18 protein-coding genes and 2 pseudogenes are annotated in these 26,000 nt (G+C 39.8%); 18 read left to right on the top strand and 2 right to left on the bottom strand.

Annotated features, from left to right (window positions below):
- Nucleotides 1-44: 44 nt before the first annotated feature.
- Entirely contained in the window at nt 45-872 is an 828-nt protein-coding gene (locus P20480_RS11130) for a helix-turn-helix transcriptional regulator (RefSeq protein ID WP_008128904.1), read from the top strand.
- A 5-nt stretch (nt 873-877) separates the two neighbouring features.
- Here the strand turns inward: P20480_RS11130 and P20480_RS11125 are convergent, their stop codons facing one another.
- Entirely contained in the window at nt 878-2,113 is a 1,236-nt protein-coding gene (locus P20480_RS11125) for a TMEM143 family protein (RefSeq protein ID WP_008128906.1), read from the bottom strand.
- Between the two features lie 197 nt (nt 2,114-2,310).
- Here P20480_RS11125 and P20480_RS11120 point away from each other — a divergent pair, with 197 nt between their 5' ends.
- From P20480_RS11120 to P20480_RS11105, 4 genes are all read left to right on the top strand, one after another.
- Nucleotides 2,311-2,895: a YqaA family protein gene (locus tag P20480_RS11120; protein ID WP_006791843.1), complete on the top strand. Its 585-nt coding sequence runs from the start codon at nt 2,311-2,313 to the stop codon at nt 2,893-2,895.
- Nucleotides 2,896-2,965: 70 nt separating this feature from the next.
- Entirely contained in the window at nt 2,966-3,874 is a 909-nt protein-coding gene (locus P20480_RS11115) for a GGDEF domain-containing protein (protein WP_033025318.1), read from the top strand.
- Nucleotides 3,875-4,021: 147 nt separating this feature from the next.
- On the top strand, nt 4,022-5,383 hold the full coding sequence (locus P20480_RS11110; RefSeq protein ID WP_008128909.1) for a hypothetical protein: 1,362 nt from the start codon (nt 4,022-4,024) through the stop codon (nt 5,381-5,383).
- A gap of 117 nt (nt 5,384-5,500) precedes the next feature.
- Nucleotides 5,501-8,167 carry a DUF2339 domain-containing protein gene (locus P20480_RS11105; RefSeq protein WP_008128911.1) on the top strand — a complete coding sequence of 889 codons (2,667 nt, stop codon included), beginning with the start codon at nt 5,501-5,503 and terminating at the stop codon, nt 8,165-8,167.
- A 75-nt stretch (nt 8,168-8,242) separates the two neighbouring features.
- Here the strand turns inward: P20480_RS11105 and P20480_RS11100 are convergent, their stop codons facing one another.
- Entirely contained in the window at nt 8,243-11,683 is a 3,441-nt protein-coding gene (locus P20480_RS11100) for a PAS domain-containing hybrid sensor histidine kinase/response regulator (RefSeq protein WP_008128914.1), read from the bottom strand.
- Between the two features lie 411 nt (nt 11,684-12,094).
- Here P20480_RS11100 and P20480_RS11095 point away from each other — a divergent pair.
- From P20480_RS11095 to P20480_RS11035, 13 genes and pseudogenes are all read left to right on the top strand, one after another.
- Nucleotides 12,095-12,359, top strand: a pseudogene (locus P20480_RS11095) (DUF4212 domain-containing protein).
- Nucleotides 12,360-12,369: 10 nt separating this feature from the next.
- Complete coding sequence (locus P20480_RS11090) at nt 12,370-14,094, top strand: sodium:solute symporter family protein (protein WP_008128917.1); 1,725 nt, start codon at nt 12,370-12,372, stop codon at nt 14,092-14,094.
- A 105-nt stretch (nt 14,095-14,199) separates the two neighbouring features.
- On the top strand, nt 14,200-16,038 hold the full coding sequence (locus P20480_RS11085; RefSeq protein ID WP_008128920.1) for a DUF294 nucleotidyltransferase-like domain-containing protein: 1,839 nt from the start codon (nt 14,200-14,202) through the stop codon (nt 16,036-16,038).
- A gap of 7 nt (nt 16,039-16,045) precedes the next feature.
- A complete protein-coding gene (locus P20480_RS11080; protein WP_006791850.1) occupies nt 16,046-16,669 on the top strand; it encodes a 3'-5' exonuclease in 624 nt (207 codons plus the stop codon).
- Nucleotides 16,670-16,770: 101 nt separating this feature from the next.
- The gene (locus P20480_RS11075) at nt 16,771-17,403 is read left to right on the top strand and encodes a hypothetical protein (RefSeq protein ID WP_008128922.1); all 633 of its coding nucleotides are present in this window, start codon (nt 16,771-16,773) and stop codon (nt 17,401-17,403) included.
- Between the two features lie 143 nt (nt 17,404-17,546).
- Complete coding sequence (locus P20480_RS11070; RefSeq protein ID WP_008128926.1) at nt 17,547-18,272, top strand: SIMPL domain-containing protein; 726 nt, start codon at nt 17,547-17,549, stop codon at nt 18,270-18,272.
- A 26-nt stretch (nt 18,273-18,298) separates the two neighbouring features.
- Complete coding sequence (locus tag P20480_RS11065; RefSeq protein ID WP_008128928.1) at nt 18,299-18,559, top strand: hypothetical protein; 261 nt, start codon at nt 18,299-18,301, stop codon at nt 18,557-18,559.
- 165 nt (nt 18,560-18,724) lie between these two features.
- Complete coding sequence (epd, locus tag P20480_RS11060; protein WP_006791866.1) at nt 18,725-19,741, top strand: erythrose-4-phosphate dehydrogenase; 1,017 nt, start codon at nt 18,725-18,727, stop codon at nt 19,739-19,741.
- A gap of 68 nt (nt 19,742-19,809) precedes the next feature.
- Entirely contained in the window at nt 19,810-20,985 is a 1,176-nt protein-coding gene (locus tag P20480_RS11055) for a phosphoglycerate kinase (protein WP_006791867.1), read from the top strand.
- A gap of 200 nt (nt 20,986-21,185) precedes the next feature.
- On the top strand, nt 21,186-22,250 hold the full coding sequence (gene fba / locus P20480_RS11050) for a class II fructose-bisphosphate aldolase (RefSeq protein ID WP_006791868.1): 1,065 nt from the start codon (nt 21,186-21,188) through the stop codon (nt 22,248-22,250).
- Between the two features lie 588 nt (nt 22,251-22,838).
- A complete protein-coding gene (gene phoB, locus P20480_RS11045) occupies nt 22,839-23,528 on the top strand; it encodes a phosphate regulon transcriptional regulator PhoB (protein ID WP_006791869.1) in 690 nt (229 codons plus the stop codon).
- A 60-nt stretch (nt 23,529-23,588) separates the two neighbouring features.
- Nucleotides 23,589-24,919: pseudogene (gene phoR / locus P20480_RS11040) on the top strand (phosphate regulon sensor histidine kinase PhoR).
- A 90-nt stretch (nt 24,920-25,009) separates the two neighbouring features.
- The gene (locus P20480_RS11035; protein ID WP_006791871.1) at nt 25,010-25,978 is read left to right on the top strand and encodes a PstS family phosphate ABC transporter substrate-binding protein; all 969 of its coding nucleotides are present in this window, start codon (nt 25,010-25,012) and stop codon (nt 25,976-25,978) included.
- Nucleotides 25,979-26,000 lie beyond the last annotated feature (22 nt).

Genomic DNA, 26,000 nt, shown 5'->3' on the forward strand with positions numbered 1-26,000 from the left:
GCTTAAAGCTCTCTTTTATTTATCCAAAACTATCATTTTAAATTATGCGCAACACCATTTTAGATGTACTCGATATTGGCCCTACTTGTATAGAGCGGTTTATTGACGTAGCGGCTTTAGCACAAGCCTCAGATTTGGAACTTACGCTAGCTGGGTGCTCTAACTTATCTGGGCGATATTGTGTTGCGCGCTCATCGCCTTTGGAGCACACACTGTTTTATACGTTATCAGGTCAAGGAAAGTTGGTTACAGAACATAACCAATATACATTGACAGCGAATACGCTCATTGTGTTACCTGCCAAGCAAGGCTTTGAAGTTAAAATTGATGCTGCGCATTGGGATGTTATTTGGTTAAACCTTGCAAATACTAATCGTTGGAAACACTTAAACTTAGTTGAGGCGCTGGTACTTTATGATCAAAAATTACAGCCGCTGCACTTTGCAATGGAGTTTTTATACAGCGAAAGTAACGCTACTTTACGTGAAGGCGTTATGCCTATTTTAAGTCACTACTTAAACACTACGTTGCAAAGCGAGCCGCAAATAGGCGGGCACAACCGGTTAACTAGTTTGTTTTTAGAGGTAGAAGAGCGCCTGCAGTTTGATTGGACAATCGACGCCATGTGCGAACAAGTACATTACTCAGCACCGCATTTACATAGGTTATGCCAAGCGCAATTTGGTAAAAGTCCTATGCAGCAGCTGATTTATTTACGAATTAAACGGGCTAAAAACTTGTTACTAAATACTCGCTGGCCTGTTGCCCATATTGCCGCTTATGTGGGATACCCTAATATATTTAATTTTTCAAAACGGTTTAAAAAATCAGTGGGTGTATCACCTACTGATTTTAGAAATAAGTCGTTTTAAATATTTTAATTATATTGAAACAGGTTATCCCAGCGCTCATCCAAAATGGTTTTGGCATGATCTAAATTTATTGCGCTATACACATTGTTAGTGCAGGTTACTAAACGCATTCGAGTGAGCTTTTCAAGCGCATCGCTAATTTCAAAGTCGAGTTCGCATTTATACTTTGATTTAAACCATACCTCTATTTGCTCATCAAGCATTTGTGCGCTTAGGCCACTTTTTGATTTTAGTAAAAATGTATAGGCCAGCAGGGCTTCTTTTATTTCTTCTTCTTCGGCGGCGTCGATAAGAGTATGAAAAACACCGGCGTTGTTATCGAGGTTTTTAAAGTAAAGGTTATCGCTTAGGGCTTTCATAAATTTAATTTTACGGTTTTTAAATTTACTCCACTCTTTAAAAATAAAGCTGCCAAATACTCCCATGCCAATAGCAAAGGTAATAAAGTGTTGCTGGGTCATTTCTACGGCTTCACTTCTAAAGCCACCCCAAAAAGCAAACAAAGCAAATAATAATAAAATTGATGCGCCAAGCTTTGTAATTAAAACAACAGCACCGCCAATTAAAGCCGATGAGCCAATAATCACTTTATCAATAGGGCGCATGCGTACTTCGCTATTAGGAAATAGCATTTCAAGATCGGCTTTGGGTACATTTTGAAATAGCTTAACTATGGTCGAGCTTGGCTCAAACCCTAAAGGCGCTTTATTCTTAGCCTCAAAGTAGGCTTTATCTTTAAAACGAATAAACACCGCAACGCGGTCGTAATTGGTAAAGTGCAGCGGCTTTTTACGTAGGCCCCAAAAGCTGGTTATTGTTTCAGTAAGTTGTGATTCGCCACGGCGATAAAAAACAACTTCTTCAAAGTCGTCAAACTCTACCTCAAGACGTACTTTAAATAATGACTCCTCATTTAAAGCATCTTGTAAATCTTCGTTGGTAATGACTTCAAAATTAGCGGCATTTAAAACCTTAGCAAAGTCTTTGGCAAATGCGCGTTGGCACTGCGCTTTTTGATCGCTCGATACAGGCGCTAAAGAGCGTGTATCGCTATTAGGATCAAAGGGCGCATAGTTATTTTTTAGCGACTCAAGCGTTTCGTGATAATCATAATGAATAAGGCTAGCAAGTAGGTCACAAAACTGTTTAAACGAGGTTTTTTGTGTATTACTCTCAAGTTCATTGCTACACATTTCAATAATATCTTGCTTACGAAAGGGGATAAAACGCGCATTTTGCATAAATTTTTAACTGCTTTGGTAGGTATTTAACTGCATGGGCACATAATAAAATATTCTTATAAATATTGCTATTTTGTTAACGCTATTGCTAAGTGATTGTTTATTGCTTTTTAAAGCGTGTTTCAGGTTGTATTAACTTAACTATGTCAATATAAGTACGTAAATACAGGGCAATGGGTAATAAGCAGGAGCGACTTATGGCTTTACAAAAAAAGCTAAAGCAAAAAACACGTAATTTTATAGAGTCAAAGCATATGCTCAGCGGCATTACGATTGCGTCGTTTTTAGAGTCGACTATTGTTCCCATTCCACTTGAGGCTGTAATGGTGCCACTTATGCAGGCACAGCGAGAAAAGCTGTGGCTGATTGCACTAATGGCAACGCTGGGTTGTGTTGTGGGGGCATTATTTGGCTATGCCCTTGGTTATTATTTATTTGATGCTGTTGGCGATTGGGTGATCAGCGCTTTTTCAAGCCCAGAACAGTTCGAAAATGTTAAACAAAAAATGCACAACCAAGGTTTTTGGTTTGTTATTACTTTAGGAATAGTACCCATCCCATTTCAAATAGCGATGCTTGCTGCGGGCGCTACCAAGTACTCTCTTGGGTTATTTTTATTGGCCAGCGCAATTGCGCGTTCAATTCGTTACTTTGGGCTTGCTATTGTTGTGTATTACGCAGGAAACCAAGCTGAACGTATAATAAGTAAACATAAAGTTAAAGCCATGATTAGTTTAACTATTTTAGTTTTACTGGGGTGGGGTATTAGTACCTTACTTTAAGGCTAAATTTCTATCTTGTGTTATAATTCTTAAAGATGATTTATTAGCTCAAGTGTAATCTATTTATATGATGAATGTTGAAACTGTCAGCCTTAAGTTGACCCGCTTTACTCGTATAACGCGGTTGAACAAATTACTTATGTTTGCGCTGCTAGTGTTTATAGTGGTTTTCACTATTTACAACTTCACCTATTTCCCACTGGTAGGTGCTAAAAAAAGCATACCTGGTTTTGCTAGTGAGTTCATAAATCTTATTGTCATAATGACGGTTTTTTGGGTTGTGCAGTGTTCTAAATTAGCTAAAAAAGCATACCAGTATGTCACCATTGGATTAATGCTATGGATAGTTGGAATGACTGCCGATGTGCTTGACGAGCTTGTTGTTCAACCACAATGGGTCACGTTGTACATAAAAGACTTATGTATTTCTGTAGGGGTTGTTATTACTGCTTATGGCTTATTTAAAACTATGTTATTTATGCAAAAAATGCACAATAGACTAGCCCAAGAATTTATAGTTGACGATCTTACCCAAGTTTACAATCGCCGATGTTTTTACGAATACGTTGAAAACGAGACAGACGAATCGTATGCAGTAATCATTATCGATATTGATCATTTTAAATCTATTAACGATACCTTCGGCCACGACAAGGGCGACAAGGTGCTTAAAGCTTTTGCTAGTAAAATAGACGCTCTGTTTGAAGACGGCAATATTTTTGCGCGTATTGGTGGTGAGGAGTTTGCAGGCTACCTACCAAACTGCACTTTAGAACAAATGCAGGCGTTTGCTGAGTCGGTGTTAGCGAGTGCTCGCACTATTGAGGTTACCGACGAGCTTTATACTAGTGCCAGTATAGGGGTAGCTAAACGTTTTAAAAATGAATCATTTGACAGCGTAATGAAACGCGCAGACCAAGCTTTATACAAAGCTAAAAATAGTGGTCGCAACCGATTCGTAATCGCAACAAAGCCGTAAATAGCAGGTCCTTATTGTTTGCACATTTACTACACTTTTTTACGTTTTCGTAAGTAAGTGTCAGCTTAGGTAATACTTTGTAAAGCATGAAATTAAATTAAAATGTAAAGGTCGTAGAGGGGATATTAATAATAAGGAATCCCTTTGATGACCAACCCTCTTTTAAAAGTTGCTTTACCTCTTACTTTACTTGGTGTTTTATCTGGCTGTGGCTCTGATGATAGCGCAAGCTCTACAGGTTATATTCAAATGTATAATGGCTCATACAACAGCCCTTATACGCGCTTGTTTGTTGAAGAAACAGAGCGCTCAGGCGCCGACTTTGCAGAAGTCACCACCCGCCATAATTACAGCACTGGCACATTTGATGTTAGCTTTGAATATTTAGACGCTAACGATAGCTACATTACTATTAGCGACCAAGAAATTTCAATTAAAGGTGATAAAACGCAATTAGTTGTCATGAGTGGTGATTTTGCTGAACCCACCTTTACAGAGTTAACGGTGCCTATTAGTAGCGATACGGGTGAGTTTAATCTTGGCTTTTTTAATATTACGGGTGAAGACACCAGCTACGATATTTATCTTGCAACAGACGATGGCGTATTTGAAAGCGCGACATTGTTTGCATCTGCGCAGTACTTAAGTGAATTAGACTTACAAAGTGTAGATGAAGGATATTACACTATTTTTATTACCCCCGCGGGCAGTAGTGATGTAGTTTACGAGTCGTCATCGGTTTATTTGTATGATGAGGCAAGCTACGTAGCGATTATCCGCCCAAGTTATGCCACAGAGCTAAGCGGCATTACGCTTGATGTAGTAACCGACAATAACTATGTTACTGAACTTAAACACCAATCTGCATTAGGGCAATTACGTTTTATTAATACCCTTGATGACTATTCACCAGTTAGCTTCAGTGTAACGCGTGGTACTACAGAAACCCCAACAAATACGGTATCAAGCGATGCGTATACAGATTACATAGAGCTTTCGCCAAACAGTTACAGCGTGGCGATGTTTGATGAGCAAGGTAATAAACTAGCCGATAACTTTTTAATGACGCTTGAACGTGAACAAAGCGCGGTTGGCATTTTTTATAACGATATCGACAATGGCCTACGAATGATGAGTGTAGAAGAGCATTTAACACCAAGCAGTTATAGCCATACCGTATCGGTTGTTAACCTTATTGAGAGTTACGCAGGGCAGTCGGTGACCGACATTGATGTGTACTTTACCCTTGATGGAGAAACGGTCGACGACACCAGCAATGTAGTTGATGGCATAGACCGCTACGATCAAGAAGAGCAAGTAGTTGATAACGAAATTTATACAGTTTACGCAGTTTATGAAGATAACGGACAGCAAATTGTACTTATTCAACAAAGTGATATGGATTTTACTCAAGAGGGAAATTACATATTAATTTTAGAGCATGACGAAACCACAGCAACGGGTTATAAAATGTCTTTAGAGCGCACAATTACAGACAGTGTTGAATAATAAAATGAGAGTTAAAAGCCTAAATACAGAGTGTATTTAGGCTTTTTATTGAACAAAATTTAACGGCTTAGTAATAATTAGGTACACTCATGACATAATAAATAATAAGAGTGTGCCATGGATGATTTTATTGGGTTAATAGTGATAGTCATGCTGATTATTGCAACCGGTGCTTTGTGTGGATTAATTGCATTAATACAAGTAAACGGCCTAAAGCAAGAAATCGCGATTTTAAGGGCTAAAGTAGTCAAGCTGCAGGCAAGCCCAAGTGCTGATCATTCTGATACAAAAATTTTTTCATCCTCAAAACACGTTGCGCCTTTAAGTGCACAATCTACTGCTTATGAAGTAGAGCCCAGCTCAGTACCAAAAAGTAATTCAGCGCAAAATGAGCCAGTAAATACGGTTGTAACGCCTAACGTTAAATCAATAAAAGCGAACCCCGCTATCCCTTTATTTATTGCCTCCGTGTTTGAAAAACTACGCACCGGGTTTGAACAAAATTGGATGACCTGGATTGGCGCAATAGCGCTTGCTTTTGGCGGCATATTTTTAGCTAAATACAGCTTAGAAGCAGGGCTTTTATCACCCATAATGAGGCTCAGCTTAGGTGGTTTATTTGGGGTAGGTTTGATCATAGCTGCAAGCTATTTACACTATAAACGTATTATTTTTGAAGGCTTTAATAACTACATACCTGCAGCACTTGCCAGTGGCGGGTTTATAACTTGTTTTGCATTAACGCTTTTAGCTTACAGTAGCTATGAAATGCTTAGCCCTACAACTGCTTTTATTGTGCTAGCTATTATTGCCATAAGTGCGAGCATAATGGCAATAACACTTGGGCCATTGCTAGCGGTGTTAGGAATTATTGGTGCTTACAGCGTGCCTATTTGGGTTAATACCGGCAGTAGCAACGTATTTGCATTATTTATGTATGTTGGCTTTGTTAGTTTATCGGCATCCTTGGTTGCACACAAAGTGCAGCGAGCTTGGCTTTGGTATTTAATGTGGGCAGGGCATATTGGTTGGTATTTAGTTGGTTTTATAATAATGCAGCTAAAAAGTAATACACCTTGGTTACTTGCAACCTTTGCATTACTGAGTATTGTTGGCCTGATTGCTTTGCCGCGTTTGGGTTTTAAATTAAAAAGTATTGAACATCGTCCGCACTCTTTAAAGCGCCTTATAAAAGTATTCCCCGATCACCTTTTACTCCTTGCCTTTATAGTTCCGCTAATTTTTACCATGTCGATAAGCTATTACAATTTAGAATGGCAAACTATCGGTGTATTAAGTATTGGATTGTTATTATTTTTAGCACTTAAAAATAGTCGCTGGGATCTATGGCAAGGGCTATCACTCGTTATTGCTACGCTAATGATTATAAGCGCAGAGCAAATGAATTCTTTATCCGCTTTTTTTGATGATGGATTATTTATATTTAAAAGCGAATACGGCTTAGGGTTATTGCTTGGTTTTGGCTTTATGGCGTACGGACTTTATTTTGGTAAAAAACAGGTAAAACGATTAGCGTTTCATATTACTGCGGCATTTAGCGTTTTTGTCATGATAAGTACCTTGTATGTACTCATTCCAAACAATGCATTAAGCATCGCTTATCCACTTTGGGCTTTTGTATTATGTGTGGTTGCGGCTATTTTAATTAAGTGTGCGCAGCATAATACAACGTTGTTTCAGCGTTTTACTTACTGGGTAGGCGCAAATGCGAATATTACTTTAGCTATAACAATGCTTCTAAGCGACAGCGGTTTAACCATTGCATTAGCTATTCAAGTACTGTTAATTAGTGTGCTCATAAAGCGTTATAATGTGCCTATGCCGCATTGGCCTATTAAAGCGCTAGTGGCTGCTTTATTACTTCGGTTAACGCTTGCGCCTTGGACACCAAGTTACGACGCTCTTACATTATTTGGCTTGCACTGGAGTATTATTGTATATCCGCTGTGTACCGCATTATTTTTTGCCACAGCTAAATGCTATAAAACATCGCAATTAAAAGTGTGGTTAGAAGGGGCCGCGCTTCATTGCTTTGCGTTGTTCATTACAACCGAAACCAGTTACCAGCTCGTTGGGCACTCCCCACAATTTGACGCGCTTAGTTTTTATGAGCAAGTTTTGCTTACCTGTAATTGGCTTGCGCTGGGCTGCGTTTATTTGCATCGTGCACGTATTGCGGGGAGCTTAGCTAAGCTTTATCAAATTGCAGGGAGTTTATTAGCAGGCGGCGCTGGCTTTATGTCACTTAAAACACTACTCGACGATAACCCGTTATTAACCTCTATTTATATTGGTGAGCTCCCAGTACTTAACTGGCTGTTTTTACTTTGGTTAGTACCAGCCGGCTTAACGGTTTGGTTATACTCACTTATTAAACCTATAAAGGCTAAGATAGCGCCGTTTGTACTTGGTGTTGCAGGTTTACTTGGCTTAATTGCCATTAACAGTTTTATTCGTCAATACTGGCAAGGGGCTTATATTTATCTATCAAAAGGGGCCAGTAACGAAGAGTTGTATAGCTACTCTGTTATTTGGCTAATACTGGGCGCTGGTACGGTTATATTCGGACACCTTAAAAACCAGTTACTTATTCAAAAAATAGGCTTAGGATTACTTGCGGCTGTTATTGTAAAAGTGTTTTTAATTGATATGGCTAATTTAACGGGGCTGTTAAAAGCCCTGTCGTTTATTGGTTTAGGGCTTTCGTTAGTTGGGCTAAGTTGGTTATTTCAAAAGCTTAGAAGCCGCTCAAAAACAATATAAAATATATAGACACTTTATTAAGCAAAGCCCAGTAAACGTACTGGGCTTTTTATTTGCGATTAACTAAGTTGCAAATTAAGTGCTGTGATTAAGCAGGGCTTTTAATTTACCCGGCTTAATAGGTTTACTTAAGTAGTGAATATTAGCTGCTTTTGTTTCTTGTTTAAGTTCGGTGTCGCGTACTGCGGTAATTAAAATAGCCGGAATGTCGCTTTGCCATATTTCTCTGAGTGTTTTAATTAAAGTGATGCCATCGCACTCATTGCCTAACTGGTAATCCATTAATATAACATCCGGTGCGCTATGCGCTTTAGCATGCGACATGACGTTTTCGACATTATCAAACAGGGTATAATTTGCTTGCCACTTTTTAAGTAAGCTTGCCATAGCTGCGAGGTTTTCTGGATCGTCATCTACGGCAATAATGTTTATTGCAGTGCGGTTTTCTATTAGGTTACTCGCTGCGCTTTTTTGCTGAACAAACTGAGCGTCACCATAGGGTACGTCAATACTAAAGCGGCTGCCTTTACCGGGTTCTGAGTGCACATCAAGCTCTAAACTTAATAAATCTGCCATACGCTTCACCACGCCAAGGCCCAGCCCTACGCCTTTGTTGTCGCCAGACTCGACGCGATAAAAATCGTTAAATATTTTGGCTTGTTCAACGTCGCTAATACCAGGGCCTGTGTCCCATACTTCAATGCGCAGGCTATGTTTTCGGTTTCTACATGCCACTAACACGCGTCCTTTATCAGTATATTTAACAGCATTAGACACTAAATTTTGAATAATTCGGCGCAGGTAGGTGATATCGCTATGCACAACTTGGCCACCAGAACGCACGGTGAGCTTTAGCCCCTTATCACTTGATAAAATAGCGTACTCACTTTTTAGCGGCGCTAAAATATCTTCAATGTAAAAGTGGCGCGGTGTAGGGGTCATTGCGCCTTGCTCTAGTTTAGCTATTTCAAGTAGAGCTGACATTAAGTGAACAGTCGAATCTAGGCTGTCACCAAGCTTATTAAAGTTATTTGCATTAGTGGCATCAAGTTGTTTTTCATCAATGGCAGCTAGGTATAAACGCGCTGCATTGAGGGGTTGTAAAATATCGTGGCTAGCGAGTGCTAAAAAGCGCGTTTTACTGTCGTTTGCTTGTTCGGCCTCTCGTTTTGCTAAAGTAAGTGCTTCCTCCGTTTGTACTCGGCTGTCTATTTGCGCTTGTAAGTCTTTATTTATGGTTTGTACTTCTTGGGTACGGGCCTCAATACGGTTTTCTAGATCCATGTTCACTTCTTCAAGCGCATTTTGGGTGCTTATGTGAGTTGTGATATCAGAAAAGCTCGTTACAAAGCCGCCATCAGGCAGTGGATTACCAATCATCTCAAACACTTGGCCATTACGACGGTGGCGTATAAAGTGATGAGAGCTACCATTTTTTAAATGTTGCACGCGTTTTTCTATTTGGCGTTCTATTTCGCCAGGCCCACATTCACCGCGTTTAGCGTTGTATCTAATAATATCCTCTATGGGTTGGCCAACTTCTAAAAAACCTTCAGGGTAGTTAAACATGGCACTGTAGCGCTTGTTCCATGCCACTAGCTTTAAGTTTTTATCAACAACCGAAATACCATGGCTTAAGTTTTCTAAAGAGGTAAATAATAGGTTTTGGTTAAATTGTAGGGCTTGTGTGGTTTCATCAAAAAAGTTAACCACTTCTTCAAATGCCATGCGCTTGCCCGATGACACCGTATGAATGAGCGCCTGTGCAGATGACGCGCCTAAAACACCAGTTAATGCGCGTTCGCAATAGGCTATAAATTCCGGCTCTGGGTGAGCGTTATTGTCGTTTAAATGGTGGGCAAGTGCGTAATGAGCCAGTACTTGTTGACTGCGTTGGATGCCTAAAAAGGTTTGCAGCAATATTTTAAAGTCGTAAACCGTGGCTTTAACATCTTTATTTAAACGTCGAGACAAAATAGCCTGATCTTTTGGATTTACAAACGCAGCGGCCTGAATTTTATCAATAAGGCGCTCTTCAGCCCCTAAAGAAAAACTAATATAACAACCAATATTTGCAAAGAGTGCGATGAGTGTTCCACGAGTGATGAGTGTTTGTTGTAACTCGCTATTTAAGGTATTACCTGCATCTAAAATGGGTAACATTAAAAATAGCACCCAGCAGGTTATACCAGCTAAAAGACCAGCATAAACGCCATAGGCATGACCTTTTCGCCAATATAAGCCACCAACAATTGAGGGCAATAACTGAGTCACTAACGAAAAGGCAACTAAGCCCATACTAGCCAGTGCGCTGCTATGGCCAAACCATTGTTGATAAAAATAAGCCAATATTAAAATACCGGCAATGGTAAAGCGCCTTACTAATAAAATTTGTGCCTTATAGCTGGTGGTAATTAGGTTACGTTTAAACTTACGACGCAGTATTAATGGCAGCACTACATCGTTTGAGATCATGGTACTTAGAGTCAGTGTTGCAACCACAATCATGGCTGTTGCAGCCGATAGGCCACCAATAAATACAAAGGTGGTTAAAAAGGCGTTGTCGTTAATTAGCGGCAGTGCCAGTACAAAGCTGTCTGGCGAATAACCAATACCAATATTTGGGTGAATAGCGGCAGTCGCTATAGGTAAAATCATTGCTGCGGTTAGTAATAAATATAAGGGGAACGCCCAACGAGCGGTATTTAAATGGCGCTTATTTTGGTTGTCGACCACGGTTACATGAAACTGGCGGGGTAAACAAATAATTGCCGCGGCCGCCATAAGGGATTGACCAATAAAATTAAAACTAAAAAAATTAAAGTTACTCCAGTGTGACCAAGCAGATTCGGTTAACTGAGCTGATGAGGTTTCTGGTAGATTGAATAATGTATAAATAGCGAGGCCTGCCACAGCCATTAATGCAAAAAGCTTGATTAAAGATTCGAATGCTACAGCTAGCATTAACCCAGAACGATACTCGGTGACATCGACTTTGCGGGTACCAAAAAATATTGCAAATAATGCCATGATAAGTGTGGCAGAAAGTGCCAGCATATCACCCGATATTTTATTGCTATTTTGCAATAGCAAAAAGCTAGTGCTTAGGGCTTTAAGTTGCAACGCAATGTAAGGAATAGTGGCTAGCAGCGCAATAAGAGTCACCATAATGGCGGTGGTTTGGCGTTTGCCATAACGGGCGGAAATAAAGTCGGCAATGGTCGTGATGTTTTGTTTTTTACTAACCAAAACCAGTTTGCGTAAAAAACCCTGCCCGAAAAAAAACAATAAGGCAGGACCCAATAAAATAGGTAAATAGCTCCAGCTGCTGGTGGCTGCGGTGCCTACCGAGCCGTAATAGGTCCAAGAGGTACAGTAAATACCAATTGCAAACGAATACACAAAAGGATGATGACTAATGCGCTTTGCCAAAGGCGTTGTTTTATCGCCCCAGTTTGCTAGCCAAAACAGTACCCCTATATACCCTAATGCAACAATAATCAGAACGGCAGTCATGGTGTTATTAACCCTTATTATTTTTAAATGACCCTCAACCCAAGAGGTTATTACACAATACCAGAACTGAGCTTAGGTGTGGGGGCTGATTTTAAATAGTAATTTAAGTGAAAATATATCCTACTGAATAATAACAATAAAAAGTAAAAAGCCTTCGTATTAGACTAATGTCGCATTTGTGAGCTGATTGGTAAATCAGCAATAGGTATAGCAAGTATAAAAAACGTAACATGCTGATATTAAATAAAAATAACGTTTTCTATTAAACGGGTTAAATGCAGTTTACGTAAACGTTAATCAGGTGTTACGACTATGGTCTCAATTCAATATATGAGCTGCGTTGCTAAATTGATTAGCGAAGATAAAAAACCACCCATCGCGATACTGCGGTGCTTAAAGGGGAAAATAAAAATGGCTTTTAAAGACGAAGAACAAGCAAAAGCTTATTGGGCTGAAAACATTTCACTACTGTTTAAATTACTAGCAGTGTGGTTTGTGGTCTCATTTGGCTTTGGCATATTACTGGTAGATGTACTGAATGAAGTACGTTTTTTTGGGTTTAAAACTTGGCTTCTGGTTCTCCCAGCAAGGCGCGATTTACACCTTTGTGGCTTTGATTTTTGTGTACGTTTTCAAAATGAATACGTTAGATAAAAAATACGGCGTAGACGAATAGGAGCTAAGCAATGGATGTTCAAACACTCACATTTATAATTGTTGGTTTAAGCTTTGCGCTTTATATCGGCATTGCAATTTGGGCCCGTGCGGGTTCAACAAACGAATTTTACGTAGCGGGCGGCGGCGTACCTCCACTAGCTAATGGTATGGCAACTGCAGCTGACTGGATGAGCGCCGCGTCGTTTATCTCAATGGCGGGTATTATTTCGTTCGCAGGGTATGATGGCGGCGTTTACTTAATGGGGTGGACTGGCGGTTACGTACTGCTCGCTATGTGTTTAGCGCCTTACTTACGTAAATTCGGCAAGTTCACAGTACCTGACTTTATTGGCGACCGTTACTACTCGCGCACAGCGCGCTTAGTGGCCATTTTATGTGCCATATTTATTTGTTTTACTTATATTGCTGGGCAAATGCGCGGCGTAGGCGTTGTGTTTTCTCGCTTTTTAGAAGTAGAAATTGAAACCGGTGTTTACATTGGTATGGTGATTGTATTTTTCTATGCGGTTCTTGGCGGCATGAAAGGCATTACCTATACACAAGTAGCGCAGTATTGTGTACTTGTATTTGCATACTTAGTTCCGGCTATTTTTATCTCAATGATGATGACGGGTCACTTCTTTCCACAAACAGGCTTTGGTGCCACTTTAAGTGACGGCTCAGGTATGTATGTACTTGATAAACTTGACGGATTAAGCGCAGAGCTGGGCTTTGCACAATACACCGAAGGCTCTAAAAGCATGATTGATGTATTTGCCATTACAGGTGCATTAATGGTCGGTACCGCAGGTTTACCACATGTAATTGTTCGCTTCTTCACTGTACCGCGTGTAAAAGATACGCGTATTTCAGCAGCATGGACGTTAGTATTTATTGCTATTGTTTATACTACCGCACCGGCAGTTGCTTCGTTTGCACGTGTAAACATGATCGACACAATCAATGGTAAAGACGGCAGCGGCACAGCGTACGCAGAAGCACCAGCGTGGATCAAAAACTGGGAACGTACAGGCCTAATCACTTTTAATGATAAAAATGGTGACGGCAAAATGTTCTACACAGCAGGTAAAATAGATGATCCAAATAGCGCAAACGAAGTAAAAGTAGACCGCGATATTATGGTATTGGCTAATCCTGAGATAGCTAATTTACCTGCATGGGTTGTTGCACTTGTAGCCGCAGGGGGGATTGCAGCAGCACTGTCGACAACAGCGGGTTTACTACTGGTTATTTCGACTTCTGTTTCGCACGATTTACTCAAACGTACTCTGAAACCCGATATTAGTGATAAACAAGAGCTACTGGCCGCTCGATTAGCCGCGATGATTGCCATTGTTATATCTGCTTACTTTGGAATCAACCCGCCTGGCTTTGTAGCGTCGGTGGTCGCATTTGCCTTTGGTTTAGCTGCGGCGAGTTTCTTCCCTGCAATTATCATGGGAATATTCTCTAAAACAATGAACAGAGAAGGCGCTATTGCAGGCATGATTACCGGTATTGGCTTTACTGCAGCGTATATCATCTTCTTTAAATTTGTGAGCCCAGAGCTTAACAGCCCTGAGAACTGGTTCTTAGGTATTTCGCCTGAAGGTATAGGTTTAGTCGGTATGGTAATTAACTTTGTTGTTGCTGCCGTAGTACTGAAATTTACTCAACCAACACCTGTTGAAATACAAGAAATGGTAGAAGGTATTCGTAATCCTAAAGGGTCGGCAGAAGCGCACGCGCATTAAGCCAACTTATATGTAAAGTACCAAAAGCCCGACCTTAGTCGGGCTTTTTATTTGTATAAATAATGAGTACATTGGTGCTGTGTATACTTTTTAGTGAGTGTAACAATGAGTGTAGAACAACAAGAAGTAGCCCAATATGTTTACCTTCAAGCGCCTTTCAGCATGCTCGATAACAGTGCTTGCGACTACTTTGTAAACCATCTTGATGTTATTTATTTAACGCGAGAAAATCAGGCGCAGTGGCTACAGAGCGAACACCCAAAGCTTTTTTTAATTCGCTCAGGTCTTTACGATTTAGTTGATGCTAAAGGTGATGTAGTAACACGTTTGGCACAAGGTGATTATTTTGGTTTTCCTTCGCTTTTAACCGGCGAAGCAATTCAAAATAAATTGGCGGTTCAAAAAGAGGGCATAGTGTATATGCTCAATCAAGAACACTTTGATTTTTTACGCCGAGAGTACAAACCGTTTGAGCAATATTTTGTTAGAGCTCACGCCAATAGATTACTATCATCACATTATAAAAGTAAAAACGACAGTTGGTCAGAGCGCAGAATATCTGAACTCATGACCCGCACAGCCATAACGCTTTCACCCGATGCCAGCATTCGACAAAGCGCTAAAAAAATGAAAGAGCACGGTGTGTCGTCAATTATGGTTATTCAACATGCCCATTTAGTTGGCGTGGTAACAGACCGCGATCTGCGAAATAGGGTGCTTGCCGACGAGGTAGACCCGCAAGAAGCGGTTAGCAGCATAATGACCACAAACCCTAAATTTATATTTGAAAATAACCGCGTGTTTTCTGCGTTGCATTTAATGCTTAAATATAATATTCACCACTTGCCAGTGCTTGATGAAAGCCATAACCCGATAGGTATGCTCACCAGTACTGATTTACTGCGCCAACAAAAAAGTGATCCTGTGCAGCTCATTGGCCGCATTTATAAAGCGCATAACGTGAACGACTTAAAACGTTACGCCAAAGAAGTGCCCGATTTACTAAAGAGCTTCTCTCATAATATTGACGATATTTCACTTATTGGTAAATTACTAAGCGGGTTAACCGATGCATTAACATCGCGTTTGATCAGACTATTTCAAGAAGATCACGGCGCAGCACCAACCAGTTTTAGTTTTATATGCTTTGGCTCACAAGCACGCGAAGAGCAAACATTACATTCAGATCAAGATAACGGCCTATTACTCCCCAACGATTTAACTCAAGAGCAGCATACTTACTTTAAAAAAATGGGAGAGTTTGTTTGCGAACAACTCGTTGAATGCGGCATTAGGCGATGCCCTGGTAACATAATGGCAAGCAGTGACTTATGCCGCATGAGCGTGAACGATTGGTCTGAACGCTTTTTTAAATGGATAAAAAGCCCAACCCCCGAAGCCATGCTTAATTGTAAAATATTTTTTGATTTACGCTTTATAGAAGGTTCAAATTCGTTATATACCGCATTTTGTGAACAATTAGTGCGCATATCGCGAAACGATTTATTTTATGCAGCCATGGCTACCGACATAAATAATAACAGCGTACCCATAGGTTTATTTAACAAGTTTAAAACGCAAAAAGATGACAACAACCACAAATACATAGATTTGAAAAAACGCGGTGTGGTGATCATTAACGACATAGTGCGCTTATACGCATTAAAAGCGGGAATTAAACGGGCTAACACCCAAGAGCGCCTAGAAGCATTATTAAAGTATAACCTCATCAACAAAGACGATATTTACAACTTAAAAGACTGTTGGCGTTTTTTAACTCAGCTGCGCTTAAGCACACAAATTAATGAAGAGGGGTTACCAAGCAACTGTATTAACCCTAATAAATTAAATTCACTAGAGCGCCATCAGTTAAAAGAAGCGTTTTATTTAGTAAAACAAGCGCAGCAAGGCGCCGCGTTTAAATTTGCACGGGGCAGTTTGTGAGGCTCTCATGGTAAAAATGTTACTTACGCGGTATATAAAGCGCCGTCAATTACTAGCAAAAAATGCATTCTCGCAGCGCTATTTGGTGATTGATTTAGAGCTCACAGGGCTTGACTCAAAACAGCACGAAATAGTGTCGGTTGCATGGGTTGTAATTGATAACCAATGTATAAAAATGAGCGAGTCGCAACATTTTATTAATAAAGACGTAAAAAGCCTTGAACAAAGCCCGGTTTTTCATGGTATTAGTACTGACTCGGTGGCACAAGGGCAAAGCCTACAGAGTATTTTAATGTCTTTAAGCGCTCACTTTAGTGACTGCATTTTAGTATTTCATAATGCCATGCTTGACTGGGGCTTTTTAAAGTTAGCACTAAAAAATGCAGGGGTCACCCAGCGGCCTAAGCTGATCATCGATACCCTACAAATAGAAAAAAAGCGCTTACTGCAACACGCAAGCGATATAAAATTAGATGATTTAACCTTAAATGAATGCCGTAATCGCTACGATTTACCAAGCTATCATTGCCATCATGCGCTTACCGATGCACAAGCCACTGCTGAGCTGTTATTGGCCCAATGCCATCAAATAGGCGCCGGTAAAGAGTTAACGTTAAGAGCACTAGTTTAACAAAGCTATTTCACTTACGTATAATTTTGTTAAACTCAATTTTTTAAAAGGATTTATTATGGTAATTGAAGCCGCCAGTAAGTATTACAACCAGTTAAACAATGACCTTCAAGCAGTTAAAAAGTACATTCACAACTAATTTTGGTGTGTTTCTTACTATTCTTTACTTATTAGGTAGTTTATCAGGTGTTGTGTATCTTTACGTTTTACTTAATAACTTTTCGGTTGATGTATTCAACTTTATTGAAATAAGTGACTTTTTACTGGCACTGATTTCAAATCCTTTACTTATTACTATTTATACTACGCTCATCGTTATAACAGCTATTTATTTAAATTGGCGCTCAGGACACATGCCAGATCCTAGTAAAACAACCGTGTTAAAAAAACTTTATTATGGCTTTTGTTACCCGTACTATTTATTAAAACCTAGTTATACAGCGGTATTATTTTTAGCGCTTATAATACCTACATACCCTACTATGTTGGCGTATTCACACAGTAAAGACATAGTAAATGAAAGAACAATGAGTTATCACTTATCATTAAATTATCCAATTGCTAAGAGCAAAGTAACTCAACTTCAAAATGTTCAAATAGTAGCCTCAACAATGGGGAATTTATTTGTTTATGATAATAAACAAGATAAGTTACTTATTATTTCACAAGAAAATATTTCAGCATTAATACCTAATGAAAATAAAGTAAAAACGGTTAGCTCAGAGTCAAAATAGTAGCCTCTACATCACCCAAAAATTAGCTAATTTAATGAGGATACTCAGGCACGTAAGCATAAAATATTTAGCTGAAATATTATTAAATGTTACTTATAGGTGTAGGCATATAAGTCATAATTTCACTTTTACAAGGAACGAATATGAAACTTATCATCGCTATTTTTATTGCCTTATTTCCACTTGTTACGTTTGCAAATTCAAGTTTGCCGCCGAATAGACATATTGCTGTCCAGGGGAAGGGTGAGGTATTAGCTAAACCAGATCTAGCCAAAATTTCATTTGAGGTGGTTAGTATGAAAAAAGAATCACTTGATGCAAAACGTGATGTGGATGCTAGGGTTAATTTATTTTTAAACGGTTTAGATAAATATGGGGTCGAAGAGTCGGCAGTATCAGCCTCAAATTTATTAACTACTGCTGATATGCAATATTTAGAAAGTGGTGAAGAAAAACGGGTAGGTTACATTGCTTCGCGTTCACTCAAAGTTACTATTGATGATATTAACAAGATGAATGAAATTGTTGATTTTGCATTGAGTGTAAAAATAAATGAAGTAACTAATATAGAGTTACTGTCTTCAAAAGCCAAAGAGTTGGAAGCTCAGGCTACGCAGAATGCAGTAGAAAATGCGAAAGTTAAAGGTAAAGTACTAGCGAGTTCATTTGGTGCATCTCTTGGAAATATTTATAGTATTAATTCTAATAACAATCGCTCAAATTATGGCTATCATTCAATGTATGTTGAGCGCATTGATGTGACTGGTTCGAAAATGAGTGAGTCTCCTTTTGCAGCGGGGCGTTATTTAGAAATTTCTATAACATTTGAATCATCTATAAACGTGGTGTTTGATTTAGAGATAAAATAATAATCAGGGTATGAGGCATTAGAGAAATGGAATTAAAGTATTTTTATATTGGGTTTGGTGTCATTGCATTACTGAATCTCATTGTTAGCGTTCTTTTAATAAAGCGCGATGATTTAGAGGTTTTTCAAAAAGTGGCGCAAGTCATATTGGTCTGGTTAATTCCGTTGTTTGCTGCGGTTGGTTTGTGGTTGTTTTATCGCTCACAGGATAAGCCCAAAAGCATACCTAAAAGCTTTGGTGGAGGAACTTCCTCTGGTACGAACACACACAATGGAAGCGGGTTATAAGCAAATTTTAACGTGTATACTTTAATGCTATGTGGGGATTTTCAACGTTAATTTAAAGTTTCTAATCGCCCCCTCTTATAATCAGGCGCAAGGTCGATTACAATACAGGCATCTAAAAGGCACATAGCCTTTATCTGCACGCTAAAAGAGTGGATTTTATATTTCATGGCAATCAAACTTGCAATTAATGGTTTTGGTCGTATTGGTCGAAATATTGTCCGCGCGTTGTACGAGTCAGGTTTGAGCGACGAAATTAAAATTGTTGCCATTAACGAACTGGCTGACCCTGAAGCTATTGCTCATTTATTAAAATACGACACATCCCACGGTCGTTTTTCTTTTCCTGTAAAACTTGGTGAAGACACCATTAGTGTTGCAGGCGATACTATTGCACTTTTTTGTGAAGAAAACCCAGTAGAATTACCTTGGCAAACCCTTGATGTAGATGTAGTACTTGAATGTACTGGTGTTTATCATTCGCGTGAGCATGCACAGTTACACATTACAGCGGGCGCCAAAAAGGTGTTGTTTTCGCATCCAGCTGATAACGACGTAGATGCCACTATTGTCTATGGCATAAACGACGATGAGCTTAAAAGCGAGCATACTATTGTATCTAACGGCTCGTGTACCACAAACTGTGTAGTGCCAGTAATAAAAGTATTAGATGATGCCTTTGGTATTGAGTCGGGTGCTATTACCACTATTCATGCATCGATGAACGATCAACAAGTGATTGACGCGTACCATCATGATTTACGCCGTACTCGCGCCGCGAGTCAATCTATTATTCCGGTAGATACAAAACTTGCCCGCGGTATAGACCGCATATTACCTAAATTTGAAGGTCGCTTTGAGGCCATAGCTGTTCGCGTTCCAACAATTAATGTAACGGCCATGGATTTAAGTGTAACGGTTAATGCCGATGTAGATTTAAAGGCCGTTAATAATGCACTTAAAGCACAAGCAAAAGATAGACTCGAAGGTATTTTAAGTTACACCGAAGAGCCGCTTGTATCAGTTGATTTTAATCACGATCCACATTCTTGTATTATTGATGGCACACAGACACGAGTTAGTCACAAACGGCTGATAAAGTTACTTGTTTGGTGTGATAATGAGTGGGGATTTGCAAATCGTATGCTCGATACCGCGCGTGCGATGGTTGCAGTAACTCAGTAACTTTTTATATTACTATAATAATTTAAACGTATTTTTCAGGTTCAGTATCGTTAACTAAGGAGATATTCATGTCGGTCATAAAAATGGCAGATTTAGATTTAAACGGCAAACGCGTATTAATTCGTGAAGATTTAAATGTACCAGTTAAAGCAGGTAAAGTGACGTCAGATGCGCGTATTCGTGCTGCACTACCTACTATTAAATTAGCCCTTGAGAAAGGCGCTAAAGTAATGGTTATGTCACACCTTGGCCGTCCTACGGAAGGGGAATACAACGAAGAATATTCGCTCGCCCCTGTAGCTGATTACCTAAACGACGCGCTAGCGCAAACAGTGCGTCTTGAAAAAGACTACTTAAATGGCGTAGATGTAGCTGATAACGAAGTGGTTGTATTTGAAAACGTGCGCTTTAATAAGGGCGAGAAGAAAAACGACGAAGCGTTATCAAAACAACTTGCAGCTTTATGTGATGTATACGTAATGGATGCCTTTGGTACAGCTCACCGCGCACAAGCGTCTACTCATGGTGTTGGTTTATTTGCTGATGTTGCCTGTGCAGGCCCATTACTATCGGCTGAACTTGAAGCATTAGGAAAAGCACTTGATAATCCAGCTCGCCCATTAGTGGCTATTGTGGGTGGTTCAAAAGTTTCGACTAAACTAACTGTACTAGATTCACTGTCTAAAATTGTTGACCAGCTAGTAACTGGCGGCGGTATTGCTAATACGTTTATTGCAGCTGCAGGCAATCCGGTAGGTAAATCACTTTTTGAAGCTGATTTAATGGATGAAGCAAATCGTTTATGTGCAGCAGCGAAGGCAAACGATGGTGAAATTCCAGTTCCTACGGATGTAGTGGTAGGTAATGAATTTTCAGAGTCAGCAGTTGCTACGCTTAAAGATGTAAGCGAAGTGACTAGCGACGATATGATTTTTGATATTGGCCCAGATACCGCCAGCCAACTTGCTAAAATTATTGCAAATGCAGGCACGGTAGTATGGAATGGTCCTGTAGGTGTATTTGAGTTTGATCAGTTTGGCAACGGCACACGTGCTATTGCTCAAGCAATTGCTAATTCAAACGCATTTTCAATTGCGGGTGGCGGTGATACTTTAGCTGCAATTGATAAATACGGCATAGCCGATAAAGTTTCTTACATTTCTACCGGTGGTGGTGCGTTCTTAGAGTTTTTAGAAGGCAAAAAACTTCCAGCAGTAGAAATGCTAGAGTCACGCGCTAAATAACTTTATTTAGCCGTGTAAAGTGAGGGGAAACCCTCACTAATCATTAATTATTAAATACCTCTCACCCTAATTTAATAATTAATGTGTACGAAGCTTAACTGCAGAGCAGTGGGTTTCGTGGTGTTATTTAAACGCCAAACTAACATATCCGTTCAAACTAGATAGCAGTGAAATGCTATCGATAAATTGGAGAATACCCAATGGCTTTAATCAGTATGCGACAACTTTTAGATCATGCAGCTGAGCATGGTTACGGCGTACCCGCTTTTAACGTGAATAACCAAGAGCAAATGCGCGCAATAATGGAAGCGGCTGACAAAACAAACAGCCCAGTAATCGTTCAAGGATCAGCAGGCGCTCGTGCTTACGCCGGTGCTCCATTTATTCGCCATATGATTTTAGCTGCCGTTGAAGAATGGCCACATATCCCTGTCGTAATGCATCAAGATCACGGCACCTCGCCCGGTGTTTGTCAGCGTTCAATTCAACTTGGTTTTTCATCAGTAATGATGGATGGCTCGTTAATGAGCGATGGTAAAACGCCTTCAAGTTATGAATACAACGTTGAAGTTACTCGCGAAACAGTGGCTATGGCACATGCGTGCGGTGTATCGGTTGAGGGCGAGCTAGGTGTATTAGGTTCACTTGAAACGGGTGAAGCGGGCGAAGAAGACGGTGTAGGCGCAGAAGGTAAATTAACAACTGATCAAATGCTAACTGATCCTGAAGAAGCAGCTGACTTTGTAAATAAAACCCATGTTGATGCGCTTGCGATTGCATGTGGTACATCGCACGGGGCTTACAAATTTACGCGCCCACCAACAGATGATATTTTAGCAATTGATCGCATTAAAGCCATTCACGCACGTATTCCTAACACGCATTTAGTAATGCATGGATCGTCGTCGGTACCACAAGAATGGCTAGAGATCATAAACCAGTACGGTGGCGAAATTCCTGAAACCTACGGTGTACCAGTTGAGCAAATTGTTGAAGGTATTAAGCACGGTGTTCGTAAAGTAAATATTGATACCGATTTACGTTTAGCGTCTACCGGTGCTATTCGTCGTCATATGGCGCTTAATCCATCTAACTTTGATCCACGTAAATACCTAGCAGAAGCTACAAAAGCGATGACAGAGATTTGTGTTGCGCGTTACAACTCGTTTGGAACGGCAGGACAGGCTGGTAAAATTAAACCAATTTCTCTTGATGACATGCACCTTAAGTACTTAAGCGGCGAGTTAGCACCACAGATTAAATAATCGATCGATTAAACAGATCAATGTGTAAAGGCCAGTAATATTATTACTGGCTTTTTTATTGCCTGCCAATAGCAGATCATGCAATTACCAACGGTATCAATTGGGATCACTCATTTACTAACACAGGTTGTATTGGATCATTACTTTACTAAGTAAACGTAATTTTTAGCTTTATTTAGCATTAAAAATAATCAGATCTTTTTTTATTTGTACAAACAATCAACAGCTTAACTTTTTGAGTAGGTAGAGTATTGATCTCAACATTGATCGCCTTGGTAAAAATCTGATCTTTAAAGTGAAGCTTAGTAAAATCCAGATCTATTAAAAGCTAAGTAAATACAAACAAAGGCAGACTTAGTAAAGCAATGATCTGAGTATTCGATCATATTTAAAGTTTAGTTTTTGTAAGTACTAAAAATGTCTTTATTCAATTTTTAAAATATATAAATTTGTGACAGGAGTGAGATTTTTATTATTAATTTGGCTTTTTTTTACCCCGATTTTAATTTACACGTTACACTTTCATAAAAATGTAATACTTAGTCATAATAATGAAAACTTATTCGATAGCTTAAGAGATAAATTGGAATGTCACGTAAAGTACTAGTCGTAGACGACGAAGCGCCTATCAGAGAGATGCTTGTTTTTGTATTAGAGCAAAATGGATTTCAGGCAATTGAAGCTGAAGATTATGATTCTGCTATTGCTGCAATGGTTGAGCCTTACCCTGATATGGTATTGCTTGATTGGATGTTGCCTGGCGGAAGCGGTATTCAAATTGCTAAAAAGTTTAAGCAAAACGAACACACGCGCCAAATACCTATTATTATGCTTACAGCTCGCGGTGAAGAAGAAGACAAAGTACGCGGCTTAGAAGTAGGCGCTGACGACTACGTAACTAAACCGTTTTCGCCAAAAGAATTAATGGCGCGTATTAAAGCGGTTATTCGTCGTGTGTCGCCAACCTCTTTAGAAGAAGCAATTGAAGTGCATGGCTTACGCTTAGATCCTATTTCTCATCGTGTTACTTCTGAAGGAAATGAGCTTGATATGGGCCCTACAGAGTTTAGGCTCCTTCACTTTTTCATGACTCACCCTGAACGGGTTTACAGCCGTGAACAATTGTTAGATCATGTGTGGGGAACCAATGTGTATGTGGAAGACCGTACTGTTGATGTTCATATTCGCCGTTTACGCAAAGCAATTGGCCCGTTAGGACACGATCGTTTGGTTCAGACCGTGCGTGGTGCAGGGTACCGTTTTTCAAGTAAACTATAACCTACTTAAACACCAGCTTAGTTTTATACGTGTATAACTACTCTAAGGTAAAGTGAGTGTATGTATCGAGTTGTTAATAAGCAGGCGTTAATAAAACGTCTGTTTATCTATTTTTACCCTTACTATTAATTGGTGTGCTAGTTGGCGCACCTTTTTTGTCTTTATTTTTAGGCTCTTTTTCACTTCTTGTTTGGCATTATCATCAATTATACCGTTTAAGCGATTGGCTTTTAAATCAGCGCAGTTTTAACCCCCCTGAAGGCGAAGGTGCATGGGAGCAAGTGTTTGAAGGCATTTACCACCTGCAACACCGTAACCGTAAAAAACGAAATGAATTGGCCGATTTAATTAGGCGTTTTCGTGATGGGGCCGAAGCAGTACCCGATGCTGTTATTGTGCTTCAAACCGATTTAAGCATTGTGTGGTGTAATCAGCTGGCGCTTAAGGTATTAGGGCTGCAGTGGCCTACCGATCATGGGCAGCGCTTAGATAACTTGATACGCGAACCTAAATTTGCCAAATATATGCACAAAGGTGATTTTGACGAAGCACTAGAACTTGATAATGGCCATGCTATTGAACAAGTGCTTGAGTTTAGGGTAATGCCCTATGCAACGACGCAGTTAATGGTTGTGGTGCGCGACGTAACCCGTTTAAAGCAGCTTGAACAAATGCGCAAAGACTTTGTTGCCAATGTATCGCATGAGCTGCGAACGCCGCTTACGGTGGTTACAGGTTACCTTGAAATGATGGACAGCGACAACTTACCGCCTCCTGCAATGTGGAATAAAGCACAATCTACCATGCTTGAGCAGTGTAAACGTATGGACAGTTTGGTCAGCCAGTTATTATCACTTTCCCGAATAGAAGGTTCGCGCCGACAAGATAACGATAAAGCAATTAATGTACCTCAGTTACTTGGTTATATTCAAACAGAAGCCCAGTCTATTAATCAAGACAAAGGCCACGAATTACTATTTGATATAGATAATACACTCGACATAAAAGGCTCTGAAGATGAGCTGCGTAGTGCGTTTTCTAATTTAGTTTTTAACGCTATTCATTACACTAAACCCGGCGGAAAAATACAGGTTAGCTGGCTTCGTAAAAATAATACCGCTTGTTTTACTGTTGTTGATAACGGTGATGGCATTGCTGCAGAACATATTAATCGACTGACTGAGCGGTTTTATCGTGTGGATAAAGCACGAAGCAGAACCACAGGTGGGTCTGGTTTAGGCTTGGCAATTACAAAACATGTGTTAACACGCCACGATAGTAAATTAAATATCACCAGTGAAGTTGGAAAGGGTTCTTGTTTTTCTTTTTGTTTTTCAATAGATAAGGTCGTTGAACCCCAAAATAAACAACAAGTTTTGGCAAAGTCATAAAAGTGTCATTTAAGAGTCATATCATTGTCATGTACTCACTTTAGAGTGGGCAGCAGTTAGAAAATGGGACGAACAAATCGGAGAACCCACATGAAATTTAAAAATTTAGTTGCCGCAATGGGTGTGGCTGTTACAACTTTCGTATCTGCTCAAGCAGTGGCTTTAGATCAAGACATTCCTGAGTATCAAAAAATCAGCGGCGTATCAGGCAACTTTTCATCAGTAGGTTCTGACACTTTAGCTAACATGATGACGTTTTGGGCTGAAGAGTACAAACGTATTTACCCAAATGTAAACATTCAAATTCAAGCGGCAGGTTCTTCTACAGCGCCTCCAGCATTAACCGAAGGTACTGCTAACCTAGGTCCAATGAGCCGCGCAATGAAATCAAAAGAAATCGAAGCGTTTGAAAAACGTTACGGTTACAAGCCAACAGCAGTTCGCGTAGCTATTGATGCACTTGCTGTTTATGTACACAAAGATAACCCAATTGAAGGTCTTCGTATTGACCAAGTTGACGCTATTTTCTCATCAACTCGCAAGTGTGGTGCGTCAGAGCAAGTTAACCGTTGGAGCGATGTAGGCCTTGAAGGTAGCTGGGCAGCACGCGACATTCAATTATACGGACGTAACTCTGTATCAGGTACTTACGGTTACTTTAAGAAAAAAGCACTGTGTAAAGGTGACTTCCGTAATAACGTAAATGAACAGCCGGGTTCTGCATCTGTAGTACAATCAATTTCGTCTTCACTGAACGCAATTGGCTACTCAGGTATTGGTTACAAAACGTCAGGTGTACGTACTGTTCCATTATCTAAAAAAGGCACTAACTTTGTAGATGCAACACTTGATAACGTTGCGCAAGGTAAATACCCACTTTCTCGCTTTTTATACGTGTACGTTAACAAGCACCCAAATAAAGCCTTGTCTCCGATGGAAGCTGAATTCTTAAAAATGATTCTTTCAAAAGACGGTCAACAAATTGTAGAAAAAGATGGTTATGTTCCTCTTTCTGCAAAGCTAGTTGAAGTAGAGCTTAAAAAGCTAGGTTTAAAATAATAAACCTAAGCAATAAAAAAAC

This window comes from Pseudoalteromonas sp. BSi20480 (assembly GCF_000241365.1).
Lineage (GTDB): Bacteria > Pseudomonadota > Gammaproteobacteria > Enterobacterales > Alteromonadaceae > Pseudoalteromonas > Pseudoalteromonas marina.